The organism is Lichenibacterium dinghuense (assembly GCF_021730615.1).
GTDB lineage: Bacteria > Pseudomonadota > Alphaproteobacteria > Rhizobiales > Beijerinckiaceae > Lichenihabitans > Lichenihabitans dinghuensis.
Genome location: NZ_JAJLMN010000001.1, coordinates 5,260,532 through 5,272,551, shown reverse-complemented (window position 1 = coordinate 5,272,551; position 12,020 = coordinate 5,260,532). Strand labels below are relative to the sequence as shown.

12 protein-coding genes are annotated in these 12,020 nt (G+C 71.6%); 9 read left to right on the top strand and 3 right to left on the bottom strand.

Annotated elements, in window-relative coordinates; all coding sequences use genetic code 11:
• Window positions 1-19 precede the first annotated feature (19 nt).
• The 4 genes from L7N97_RS25325 to L7N97_RS25310 all read left to right on the top strand — a co-directional run bounded on the left by L7N97_RS25325 (window position 20) and on the right by L7N97_RS25310 (window position 2,619).
• Window positions 20-397, top strand: coding sequence for a hypothetical protein (locus L7N97_RS25325; protein WP_237481117.1), 378 nt, complete (start codon window positions 20-22; stop codon window positions 395-397).
• Window positions 398-441: 44 nt separating this feature from the next.
• On the top strand, window positions 442-1,209 hold the full coding sequence (locus L7N97_RS25320; protein WP_237481116.1) for a hypothetical protein: 768 nt from the start codon (window positions 442-444) through the stop codon (window positions 1,207-1,209).
• 594 nt (window positions 1,210-1,803) lie between these two features.
• Window positions 1,804-2,178, top strand: coding sequence for a septal ring lytic transglycosylase RlpA family protein (locus L7N97_RS25315; protein WP_428981067.1), 375 nt, complete (start codon window positions 1,804-1,806; stop codon window positions 2,176-2,178).
• A gap of 237 nt (window positions 2,179-2,415) precedes the next feature.
• A complete protein-coding gene (locus L7N97_RS25310) occupies window positions 2,416-2,619 on the top strand; it encodes a hypothetical protein (protein ID WP_237481114.1) in 204 nt (67 codons plus the stop codon).
• A gap of 30 nt (window positions 2,620-2,649) precedes the next feature.
• Here L7N97_RS25310 and L7N97_RS25305 read toward each other — a convergent pair whose 3' ends face one another.
• From L7N97_RS25305 to L7N97_RS25295, 3 genes are all read right to left on the bottom strand, one after another.
• Window positions 2,650-3,570: a 50S ribosomal protein L11 methyltransferase gene (locus L7N97_RS25305; RefSeq protein ID WP_237481113.1), complete on the bottom strand. Its 921-nt coding sequence runs from the start codon at window positions 3,568-3,570 to the stop codon at window positions 2,650-2,652.
• Between the two features lie 126 nt (window positions 3,571-3,696).
• A complete protein-coding gene (locus L7N97_RS25300; protein WP_237481111.1) occupies window positions 3,697-3,888 on the bottom strand; it encodes a hypothetical protein in 192 nt (63 codons plus the stop codon).
• A gap of 111 nt (window positions 3,889-3,999) precedes the next feature.
• Window positions 4,000-4,329, bottom strand: a complete 330-nt coding sequence (locus L7N97_RS25295) for a four-helix bundle copper-binding protein (RefSeq protein ID WP_237481109.1) — start codon at window positions 4,327-4,329, stop codon at window positions 4,000-4,002.
• Between the two features lie 206 nt (window positions 4,330-4,535).
• Here L7N97_RS25295 and L7N97_RS25290 point away from each other — a divergent pair, with 206 nt between their 5' ends.
• From L7N97_RS25290 to dnaG, 5 genes are all read left to right on the top strand, one after another.
• Window positions 4,536-5,891, top strand: coding sequence for a M16 family metallopeptidase (locus L7N97_RS25290; protein ID WP_237481107.1), 1,356 nt, complete (start codon window positions 4,536-4,538; stop codon window positions 5,889-5,891).
• A gap of 91 nt (window positions 5,892-5,982) precedes the next feature.
• On the top strand, window positions 5,983-7,263 hold the full coding sequence (locus L7N97_RS25285; RefSeq protein WP_237481106.1) for a M16 family metallopeptidase: 1,281 nt from the start codon (window positions 5,983-5,985) through the stop codon (window positions 7,261-7,263).
• A 122-nt stretch (window positions 7,264-7,385) separates the two neighbouring features.
• Window positions 7,386-9,164: a chloride channel protein gene (locus tag L7N97_RS25280; RefSeq protein ID WP_237481105.1), complete on the top strand. Its 1,779-nt coding sequence runs from the start codon at window positions 7,386-7,388 to the stop codon at window positions 9,162-9,164.
• 109 nt (window positions 9,165-9,273) lie between these two features.
• On the top strand, window positions 9,274-9,927 hold the full coding sequence (locus L7N97_RS25275) for a cell wall hydrolase (protein WP_237481103.1): 654 nt from the start codon (window positions 9,274-9,276) through the stop codon (window positions 9,925-9,927).
• A gap of 58 nt (window positions 9,928-9,985) precedes the next feature.
• A complete protein-coding gene (dnaG, locus tag L7N97_RS25270) occupies window positions 9,986-11,971 on the top strand; it encodes a DNA primase (protein WP_237481101.1) in 1,986 nt (661 codons plus the stop codon).
• The last annotated feature ends 49 nt before the right edge of the window (window positions 11,972-12,020 follow it).

The following is a 12,020-nucleotide window of genomic DNA, read 5'->3' as shown; positions in this document are numbered from 1 at the left end:
AACACCCTCGGAGGACGACGTGCGCACTCTCCCCCTCTTCGCCGCCCTGGTTCTGCTGACCGCGGGCGGCGCTTCGGCCCAGACCGCGTCGCCGCCCGCCAACGCCGCCCCGCCGCAGGGGACCGGACAGGACAACAGCATCGTCAACCCGGTCGGCAACGCGCCGTCCACCGTGAACGCCTCCGGCACCGTCCGGATGGTGCCCATGTCGGACCTGGCCCGGGGCGCCAACAGCTTCACTGAGGGGCAGGCCCGGGACCGCATCGCCGGAGCGGGCTTCCGCAACGTGTCCGCGCTGACCGAGGACGGGAACGGCATCTGGCGCGGCCACGGCGACCGCCAGGGCCGGACCTTCGAGGTCGGCTTCGACTACAAGGGCCAGGTCGCCTTTCAGTGATCGCCTTCCGGCGATCTGAGACAGACTTCGAGGAGCGAACCGCCATGGCGACCCAGACCCTGACCGCGCTGTTCGACCGCTACGAGGACGCCGCCGAAACGGTGCGCCGCCTCGAGGCGGCCGGCGTGCCGCACGACGACATCAGCCTCGTGTCCAACGACGCGTCACACAGCCAGTATCACGGCGCCATCCCGGGCGACGCCGCGCCGATGTCGGACGTGCATCACCCCGGCACCAATGCCGGCGCCTCGCTGGGCACCCTGCTCGGCGGCGGCGCCGGCCTGCTGGCCGGGCTCGGCATGCTGGCGATCCCCGGCCTCGGCCCGGTGGTGGCGGCGGGCTGGCTGGCATCCACGCTGCTCGGCGCGGGCGTCGGCGCCGCGGCCGGCGGAATCGTCGGCTCGCTGACCGACGTCGGCGTGAGCGAGACGGACGCCCACGCCTACGCCGAGGGCGTCGGGCGCGGCGGCACACTGCTCACGGTGAAGGCCGATGCGGCGGAGGTGGACCGCGTGAGCGACATCCTCGGCCACGACGCGGCGGTGCACATGCCCGACCGCGAGGGCTCCTGGAGGGACGAAGGCTGGAGCGGCCAGTACGTCGGCCGAGGCGCCGTGACCGGCACGCCTGTCTTCACCGATCCGACCATGCTGGCTCCCGCGCCGGGCGCCGTGACGGGCCCAGCCCCCGACCTGTCGCCCGCCGACGTGCCCAGCATCGGCGCGGCCAGCCCCGCGGCCGGCCCGCTCCCGCCGGACGAGATCGGGCGCGGCGACCGGCGCGGACGCGTGCGGATCTACGACGGCCGATGAGGCCCGACTCACGAGTTCGACGAGGGCGGTGCGGGCGTCGCACCGCCCTTTTCTGCATCCCGTATGGGCCCTGGCGCCGGGTCGCGAAGGCCTCCACCCGCCCCAGACCGGCGTGATTCGCCGCTCTGGGACCGGCGACGGTCCGCTCCATCGGCCTTCGTCCTGCGACAGGATGTCGCGAATTTCTTGCGGAACATCGCCGGATGCGGCGGTTTCGATACCCGTCTGAACGGGCGTTCATCCTGCGTTGCAGGCCCACAACTCGCGAACTTCGCCGCTTTCCACGGCGGCGGGCAGCCCGGCCACGCCTTTGCTCATTTCTTGGTCTCTGCCGGGAGCGAGCTTGCGGCCGAGCTCGCTTTCGCGCTCGACAGCTTGGGCGACCAAGTCCTCGCAAGTGAAGAGCGCCCTTCGCAAGTATAACGTTTCGTTAACGGATTTTGCGGGAGCAGACCGGGCTGCAACGACTCCGATGGACAGATCAACCCCAAGAGCCGGGTTGTAGAGCAGCGTCGTTGCGAGGCGCTTTCAGTCCCACATTCTCGCCCCAAACGGACCTATGTTGCCGGACCGTTCGAAACGGTCAGGGAACGACTGATAGTGAAATTCAAGGTCCTCGCAGTGTCCGCCCTCGTCTTGTCGGGCTCCGCCGTCGCATCGACCGCCGAAGCCCGCACCCACCACGCCGCACAGGGCGGCGGGCTCGCCTCCTGGTACGGACCCGGCTTCTCCGGCCACCGCACGGCGAGCGGCGAGCGCTTCAACGCAGGGGCCTTCACGGCCGCGCACCGTTTCCTCCCCTTCGGCGCGCATGTCCGCGTCACGAGCCGCCGCACCGGGCGCTCCATCGTGGTCCGCATCAACGACCGAGGCCCCTTCGCGGCCGGCCGCATCATCGACCTGACGCCGGCCGCCTCCCACGCGCTCGGCATGAACGGCACGGAGCCGGTGACGCTGGCGCGCCTCTGACGCGGCGTCACGGGACCGTCGCGAGACCGTCACGGAGCCGTGATCTCCGCGAATGCCAGCACTGCCCTGCCTCCATCGCGGGCGATTGTGCAGTGCAATATCGGGCAGACGGCCTATCTTGAGGTCAGGCGGCGCCGTTCGGCGCCCCGGACGACCCGGCCTTCATTGAGGGGCGGGTCTGCCGAGACCCACGGGCGGAGTCGGCGACGCCGGCCTCCGCTCCAACAGAAGAAACCCATGCGTACCATCGCCAAACTCGCCCATCTGGGCCCATCCGGCGGGCGTTCCCCGCTGTCCGAGGTCGTCGGACACGTTCTCCGCGCCCTCGCGGCCGCGACCTCCGACCGTCGCCCGACCCGTCCCCTGCGGGACATCGACGAATGGTCCGACCAGGCCGAGATCGCCTTCTACGAGGACGGCCGGGCCGGCCGCTGCATCTGAGGTCCGGCGCTCGTCGTTCCGCTTCGCCGCTCAGGCGGCGAGGCGCTTGCGCAAAGTGAGGGTCGCCCAGCCCTCGAGCTCGCCGCGCCGCACGAGCGCGAAGCCCTGGGTCCCGTAGCTCGACAGGATGCCGCGCACGTCGCGGGGCAGCAGGCCCGACAGGATCAGGTCGGCCCCCGGCGCCGCGTGGGCGGCCACGCTCGGCGCCAGCATGCGCAGCGGCCGCGCCAGGATGTTGGCGAGGAGCAGGTCGTAGGGTCCGTTGCGCTTCAGCTTGAGGTGCTGGAGCCCGGCCGCCACCACGGGCCGGATGTGCGGCGCCACCCCGTTCAGCACGGCGTTGTCCCGCGCCGCCCGCACCGCGACGGCGTCGAGGTCGCCGCAGAAGATCTCCGTCTTCAGGGCTTTCGCGGCCGCCATCGCGAGCACGCCGGTGCCGGTGCCGAGGTCGACGACGCGGCGCGGGCGCCGCCGCTTCAGCACGGCGTCGAGGGCGAGCAGGCAGCCGCGCGTGGTGCCGTGGTGCCCGGTGCCGAAGGCCAGCGCGGCCTCGATCTCCAGGGCGAGGTCGTTCGCCCGCACGGCATCGCGGTCATGGCCGCCGTGGATGAGGAATCGCCCCGCCCGCACCGGCGCCAAGCCGGTCAGCGACCTTTGCACCCAGTCCTGCTGCGCGACCTCCTCGGTCACCACCGATGCGGCGAGCTCCTCGCCCATCGTGTCGGCGATCAGCCCGCGGATGCGCGCCTCGTCGACGCCCCGTCCGAAGTAGATCTCGACGATCCACGGCCTGGGGTCGAGGTCGCTCGCCTCGTCCTCGAACGAGGCCGCGGCGGTTTCGGCGGGGTCGAAGACCTCCATCACGAAGTCGGCGGCGGCGCGGGCGCGCGCCTCGTCGCAGGTGAACCGCAGCAGCTGTGCCGCGTCGTTGGGGGGCAGGCCTTCGAGCATCCCCGCGGCTAGCACGCTGCCCCGTGCCTGTCATCGGCGCACGCCGGCCCGAAACGCGAAAGCCGCCCCGCGCTCCCGCGCAGGACGGCTTCCGTTCGGCGGTCGCGCCCGATCAGGCGGTCGGGATCAGTGCGCGGCCTTCTTCTTGGCCATGTGGTGGCCGACGGCGCAGCCCGCGGCGGCGCCGAGCAGGCCGTGGTGGCCGGCCACGTGGCCCGCCACGCCGCCCACGGCGGCGCCGGTGAGGCAACCGGCCGAGGCCGTGGTGACCGAACCGACGAGGGCGAGGGCGGCGACCGAGAGGATGAGGCTGCGCATGGGATCGACTCCGAAAGCTTGTGGCATGTCAACGCGCCGCTGCGCGCAAGCGTTCACGCCCGCCGCCGAAAATTGTGGCAGAAAGCGTCTGCCCGCGTCCAGGCGCACCCCTCAGCCCATGTCGGAACAGGACGCGGCGCAGGCGCGGCAGGCCGCGACGCAGGCCTCCATGTCCCCGACCGAAGCGCAGCTCTCGGCGCACCGGGTGGCGATCTCCGCACATTCGGGGGCGAGGTGCCTGGCGTGGGGCGAGCCCAGGATCATCAGGTGAGCGTGGGTGCGGCACACCTCGGCGCAGGCCAGCATGAGCCGGAAGTGTTCCTGCTCGACATGCGGGCCGCCGACCACGAGGCAGTGGTTCGAGGCCATGCCGAGGCAGGTGGCATAGCAGTCCAGGCACGCGTCGATGCAGCTCTTCGCCTTGGCGGAAAACATATCCATGACATCTCCTGTCGTTCGGTGTGGCGCATCACAACGGGGGCGATCAGACGGAGGTTTGGACCCCGCGGCGCGGCCCGGGTCTGGACATTCTGACAAGAATTGTCACATTGAGCGGGAGAACCCGCCACGAACGCGGGCCTCGGGTCCGCGGTGAGGAACGGCTCGGCGCGTCCCCGCCCCATCCTCCAGCGCGCAGACCTCGACCCATGTCTCCTGTCGCTCCGCTTTCATCGGCTTCCCCGGGTCTCAACGGCGCACCGGCCGACGGCACCGCCGCCGCCGGTCCGAACATTGCCACCGGGCGGCTCGACAACGGCCTCGACCTCGTGGTCATCCCCGACCACCGCGCCCCCGTGGTCACGCACATGGTGTGGTACCGCAACGGCTCGGCCGACGATCCGGTCGGCAAGTCCGGCATCGCGCACTTCCTCGAACATCTGATGTTCAAGGGCACGGCGACCCACCCGCAGGGCAAGTTCTCGGAAACCGTCGCGGAACTCGGCGGCCAGGAGAACGCCTTCACGTCCAACGACTACACGGCCTACTTCCAGCGCATCGCCAAGGAGCACCTCGGCACGCTGATGGCCTTCGAGGCCGACCGCATGACGGGCCTCGTGCTGTCCGACGAGGTCGTCGACCCGGAACGCGACGTGGTGCTGGAGGAGCGCCGCATGCGCACCGACACCGATCCCTCGCAGCAGCTCAGCGAGGCCGTGCAGGCCTCCCTCTATCCGAGCCACCCCTACGGCAAGCCGATCATCGGCTGGAAGCACGAGATCGAGACGCTCGATCGCCGCGACGCCTTCAACTACTACAACCGCTTCTACACGCCCGAGAACGCGATCCTGATCGTCGCGGGCGACGTCGAGTTCGACGAGGTGAAGCGCCTCGCGGAGGCCACCTACGGGGTGATCCCCGCCCGCGGCGAGGCGCCGGTGCGGATGCGCCCGCAGGAGCCGCCGCCCCACGCCCACCGCCTCGTGACGCTGGCCGACCCGAAGGTCGAGCAGCCGAGCGCCCAGCGCATCTACCTCGTCCCCTCCTACCGCACCGGCGGGCAGGACGCGATGGCGCTCGAAGTGATGGCTCATCACCTCGGCGGTGGCCAGACCTCGATGCTCTACAAGGCGCTGGTGCTCGACCGGAAGATCGCGGTCGCGGCCGGGGCCTACTACATGGGCACCTCGCTCGACGACACGCGCTTCTACGTCTGGGCCATGCCGGCCGAGGGCGTGTCGCTCGAAGCGCTCGATGCCGGGGTCGACGACGTCGTGAAGGCGGTCTCGACGACGCTGGCCGAGCCGGGCGACCTCGCCCGCGCCAAGACGCGCCTCGTGGCGGACGCTGTCTACGCGCAGGACAATCAGGCCACGCTGGCGCGCTGGTACGGCGCGGCCCTGACGACCGGCCTCACGGCCGAGGACGTGGCGCGTTGGCCGGACGGCATCGACGCCGTGACGGCCGAGGAGGTGCGCGACGTCGCCGCGACCTGGCTCGAGAAGAAGCGCGCCGTCACGGGCTTCCTCGTCCCGGCGCCGGAGCCCGAGGGCGCCCTGGCCTGACGCGCCACCAGCACTCGCCGCGCGGGCACGGGCCTCCCCCGTGCCCGCTCCCGTTTCCGGCGCCCCGCCCGCGCCCTCGCCCGGATCTCCAATGACCGCCTTCGCCGCCATCAAGCCCGTGTCCCGCGCCGCCACCGTCCAGAAGGTGCGCTCGCCGGGCGGCATCGAAGCCTGGCTGGTCGAGGACTACGCCGTGCCGCTGGTCGCGATCGACTTCTCCTTCAAGGGCGGCGCCGCGCAGGACCCGGACGGCAAGGCCGGCACGGCCGCCATGATGGCCAGCCTGCTCGACGAGGGCGCGGGCGACCTCGACTCCGAGGGCTTCCACCGCGCGCTCGACGACCGCGCGATCGAGATCTCGTTCGGCGCCGACCGGGATGCCGTGTCGGGTCGGCTGAAGACGTTGAGCCGCTCCGTAGAGGAGGCCGTCGACCTGCTGCGCCTCGCCGTCGCCGAGCCGCGCTTCGACGAGGATGCGGTCGAGCGCGTGCGCGCCCAGATCGCCGCGAGTTTCCGCCGCGAGGCCAAGGACCCCGATTCGCTCGCCGGCCGGGGCTGGCGCGAGGCCGCCTTCCCGGGCCACCCCTACGGCCACGCGGTCCGGGGCACGGCTGAGACGCTGGCGACCGTGTCGCGCGGCGACCTCGTCGACATGTACGGCCGCACGTTGGCGCGGCGCGACCTGCGCATCGCCGCCGTCGGCGCGATCGACGCCGTCAAGCTCGGGCGCCTGCTCGACCGCGCCTTCGGCGACCTCGCGGCGGAGGGCTCGCTCGCCCCGGTCGCGGCGATCGAGGTGGCGGCCGGCGGCGCGCCGCGCGTGATCGACCTCGACATCCCGCAGTCGACGATCCGCTTCGGCCTGCCCGGCATCCCGCGGCGTGACCCGGACCACATGGCGGCCGTGGTTGTGAACCACATCCTCGGCGGCGGCGTGTTTTCGGCGCGTCTGTTTCGCGAGGTGCGCGAGAAGCGCGGCCTCGCCTATTCGGTCTATTCGCACCTGTCGACCTTCGACAGGACCGCGATCTTCGGCGGCGGCACCTCGACCAAGAACGAGCGCGCGAAGGAATCGCTCGACGTGATCGCCGAGCAGATCCACGACCTCGCCACCGACGGCCCCACCGCGGACGAGCTCGACAAGGCCAAGAAGTTCCTCACCGGCTCCTACGCGCTGCGGTTCGACACCTCGCTCAAGATCGCGAGCCAGCTCGTGAATCTGCAAACCGAGGGCTTCGACGTGTCCTACCTCGACGAGCGCAACGGCATGATCGAGGCCGTGACGCTGGACGACGCCAAGCGCGTCGGCGCCCGCATGCTGGGCGCGGGCCCGCTGCTGACCACGGTGGTGGGGCGGCCGGAGGGGCTCTGAGCGCCCGCCCGAAGCTGGAGGCCGCCCGGTCAGGTCTCCCCTCGGGCGTTGGAATGTGTCGTCCTTCGGGTTAGAGCCGGGACAGCTCGGCTCGAACCCCGGAGGATATCCTGAGCGCGACGTTGCCCGTCACCCCGGCCGCCGCGAAGGCCCCCGCCCGGCCGTCGGAGAGGCACCTTTCCCTCGGCATGCTGTGCGGGCTGGGGATCCTCGTCGGCATCATCGGCGGCCTCGGTGCCGTGCTGTTCCGCGACCTCATCGGCCTCGTGCACAACCTCCTGTTCCTCGGGCAGCTCGACGCGCACTACGACGCGCGCATCTTCACGCCGGCGAGCCCCTGGGGCGCGGCGGTGATCCTCGTGCCGGTGCTGGGCTCGCTCGGCGTGACCTTCCTGGTCACCACCTTCGCGCCGGAAGCGCGGGGCCACGGCGTGCCCGAGGTGATCGACGCCACCTACTACAATCGGGGCATCATTCGGCCCGTGGTGGCCGTGGTGAAGTCGCTGGCCTCCGCACTGGCGATCGGCAGCGGCGCGGCCGTGGGCCGCGAAGGGCCCATCATCCAAATCGGCTCGGCCTTCGGCTCCATGCTGGGCCAGATCCTCGGGATGCAGCCGGGCCAGCGCGTCACTCTGGTGGCGGCCGGCGCGGGCGCCGGCATTGCCGCGACCTTCAACACGCCGATCGGCGGCGTGCTGTTCGCCATCGAGCTCATGCTCCCCGAGGTGAGCGTCTCGACCTTTCTGCCGGTGGCGCTGGCGACCGGCACCGCCACCTACGTGGCGCAGATCTTCTTCGGCGATCAGCCCGCCTTCTCGGTTCCCCAGCACATCGTGGCGCTGGCCCACCCGGAGAGCGCCATCCTGACCCTCGGCCTCTACGGGGTGATCGGCTGCCTCACGGGTGTCGCCTCGGCGGCCTTCATCCTGGGGCTGGAGAGGATGGAGACCGTCTTCGACCGCATCCGCTCGCCCTACGGCCGCCACGCGCTCGGCATGCTCGCCGTCGGCCTCATGATGTACGGCTTCCTGCTGTGGCGCGGCCACTACTACGTCGAGGGCGTGGGCTATTCCACGGTCCAGCAGGTCCTCGACGACGGGCTGAACGGCACGGCCTTCCTGCTTCTGCTGTGCGGCGCGAAGCTGCTCGCCACGCTGCTGAGCCTCGGCTCCGGCTCGTCGGGCGGGGTTTTCTCGCCCTCGCTGTTCATGGGCGCGACGCTCGGGGCCGCCGTGTCGTCGGCCGTGGGGGCTTCCCACACCGCCGCCGACCTGCCGGCCTTCGCCATCGTCGGCATGGGCGCCATGGTGGGGGGCGCCACCGGGGCCGCCATGACGGCCGTGACCATGATCTTCGAGATGACGCGCGACTACGCCATCGTGCTGCCGATGATCATCGCCGTGACGCTGTCGATCGCGGTGCGGCGCCTGCTCTCCCCGGACACGATCTACACCTCGAAGCTGCGCCTGCGCCGCCACCCGGTTCCCTCCGCCATGCAGGCCAACTTCTTCCTCACCCGCGCGGCCGCGGACCTGATCGACCGCCGGGCGCTGGTGGTCGACGTCGCGGGCTGGGACGGTGCGAAGCGCATCGAGGGCGGCGAGGATGTCCGGGAGGCCGATCTCGTGGTGATGCGCGACGGGACGGTGTCGGCCGTGAAGCGCCTGCCGTCCGGCGGCGCGGCCGCGGCCGAAGGAACCCTCGACATCGACGCCCTCGAGTCGCGGGACTTCTTCGTCGTGCCGCCCGAGGCGACGGCGGCGCTGGTCATCGAGCGGCTGCGCGGGTCGCGGTCGATGGTGGGCGTTGTAACGGGCCGTGACGGGGGCGTGCTCGGCCTGATCACCAAGGACAGCGTCGTCGACACCTGGGCGGACAGCAACGACATCTTCCCGCGATGACGCGGGCCGCGGCGGCGTTCCGGGACAGGACGCCCCCGCCCGGGGTGCCGTGACCCCGCGTTAAGGCCTGCGATTCCTATGGTCGGTCGAGTCCACCGAGGCCCGATCCATGCCGACATCCCGCTTCCGTCCGATCGCTCTGCGAGGCGGAAGCCGGCCCGGCCGCGGCGTCCGGGCCACCCTGCTCCTCGCGGCGTCGGCTCCCCTGCTGGCCGGCTGCGCCGCGACGCAGCTCACCGACCGCGAATGCATGGCGCGCGTGATGTATTTCGAGTCGAACCGCTCCAGCCCCGAGGGCATGCTGGCGGTGGGCACGACCGTGATGAACCGACTCGACAACCCGCGCTATCCGAAGAGCGTGTGCGAGGTCGTGGGCCAGCGCAACCAGTTCGCGCCCGGCGCGCTGGAGAAGCCCATGGTGCCGCGCCTCGCCGCCCGCGCGCAGGAGGTCGCCGACCGCGTGCTCGCCGGCGAGCGGCATCCAGCGCTCGGACCCGAGGCCATGTTCTTCCACACGACAGGCTACACGTTCCCCTACAACAACATGCATTACGTGCTCGAAGCGGGTGGCAACTCCTTCTACGAGAAGCGCAGCCCGGCCGAGATGGCGGCCCTGGCGCGCGCGACACCGCGCGCGGGCGAGGGCGAGGCGCCGCAGGGCGGCTTCTCGGATCGCCAAGCCTTCGGCCGCGCGGAGAGCCCGCGGCAGGACCGCGGCGGCCCCGGCTTCGTGTCGACCTTCGACCCCGCCGCCGCGGACTGAGCCGAACCGGCCCCGCTCCGGCCTTTGCCGCCCACCCCATCGGGCCTATATCGACCCCATGCGCTTCACCCCGGAATTCCTGGACGAGATCAAGAACCGGGTAAACGTGTCCGACGTCGTCGGACGGCGCGTGCGGCTGAAGAAGGAGGGGCGCGAATGGCGCGGCCTGTCGCCCTTCAACAGCGAGAAGACGCCGTCCTTCTTCGTGAACGACGCCAAGATGGCGTGGTTCGATTTCTCGTCCGGGCGGAACGGCAACATCTTCGACTTCGTCATGGCCACCGACGGCCTGTCCTTCCCCGAGGCGGTGGAGGCGCTGGCCGGCGAGGCCGGCCTCGACATGCCGAAGGCGACGGCTGCGTCCGTCGAGCGCGAGAAGCAGCGCGCCGGCCTGGTCGAGGTCATGGAGTGGGCCGCCCAGTTCTTCGAGGGCACGCTGAAGGGCTCGCGCGGGCAGCGCGGCCGCGACTACATCGCCTCGCGCGCCATCGCGCCCGCCGTGCAGGTGGAGTTCCGCCTCGGCTACGCGCCGGGCGAGCGCTACGCCCTGCGCGACCACTTGGCCTCGAAGGGCGCCTCCGCCGAAGTGATGTGCGAGGCGGGGCTGCTCAACCACGGCGAGGGCATCGCCGTGCCCTACGACAAGTTCCGCGACCGGGTGATCTTCCCGATCCAGGACCGTTCCGGCCGCGTCATCGCCTTCGGCGGCCGCGCGCTGGAGAAGGACGTCCCGGCGAAATACCTGAACTCCCCCGAGACCCCGCTCTTCCACAAGGGGCACCTGCTCTACAACCACCACCGCGCCCGCAAGGCCGCCCAGGAGCGCGGCCAGGGCCACGGCCACGGCACCGTGATCTCGGTCGAGGGCTACATCGACGTCATCGCGATGCATGCCGCCGGCTTCCCCAACGTCGTGGCGGGGCTCGGGACGGCGCTGACGATCGAGCAGTGCGAATTGCTGTGGCGCATGAGCCCGGAGCCGATCCTGTGCTTCGACGGCGACGGCGCCGGCCGCCGCGCGGCCGCCAAGGCGCTCGACACGGCACTGCCCGCGCTGACGCCCGAGAAGACCCTCCGCTTCGCCTTTCTGCCGGACGGCCAGGACCCCGACGACCTCGCCAAGAGCGGCGGCGGCGGCGCGATCGCGGCCGTGCTGGCGCAGGCGAAGCCCCTGGTCGACGTGCTGTGGAGCCGCGAGGTCGAGGCCACCACGCTCGACACGCCGGAGCGGCGCGCCGGGCTGAAGCACCGCCTGGGCGAGCTCGCGCGGCAGATCGGCGACGAGACGCTACGGCGCTACTACGGCCAGGAGCTCTACGGCCGCCTCGACGCGCTCACGGGCAACCGCCGCGGCGACGGCCCGGGCCACGACCGGCGCGGGGCGGGCGCTCCGCAGAACGGCCGCCCCGGCCGGCCGGCCTCGCCCTTCCCGCCTCCGGGCCGGCCGCGCTTCGGCAGCCCGCCTCCGCTGCGCGGCTACCGCGGTTCCGCCCCGGCGCAGCTCAGCGCCGGGCTGTCGCGCGGCGCCGACGCGGGCGCCCCCGTGTTCCAGCGGCGCGAGGTCGAGATCCTGGCGATCGTGATGAACCACCCCGCCCTTCTCGACCACCACGCCGAGGGGCTGAGCGAGCTCGACTTCGAGGCGCGGGAGCTGGCCGGCCTGCGCGACCGCATGGTCGAGCTGCTGTCCGAGCACGTTCCGGACCATGGATCGTTCAAGGCGGCGCTCGACGCGCGCGGCGCGGGCGACCTCCGGCGGCGCGTCCAGGCCCTGGCCGAGCGGGCGCCGCTCTGGTCGACCGGTCCCGCGGCCGCCCCGGAGGACGCCGAGTTGAGCCTGCTCCAGGCCATGGCCTTGCACCGCAAGGCCCGGGACCTACATAGAGATCTGCAGGAAGCCCGCGATGCGCTCGCCCGCGATCCTTCGGAGGTGCGATGGGCCGAACTCCAGGCGATCCAAGCCCACCTCACGACGTTGGAGGGGACAGAGGCTATGGTCGAGGGCTATGGGACCTTGTCGGGCCAGAAACACGCGGCGGACTGAGGTCGGGGACGGCTTTCCTGCGTCATAGTTAATTCGAACTTCACAGCCT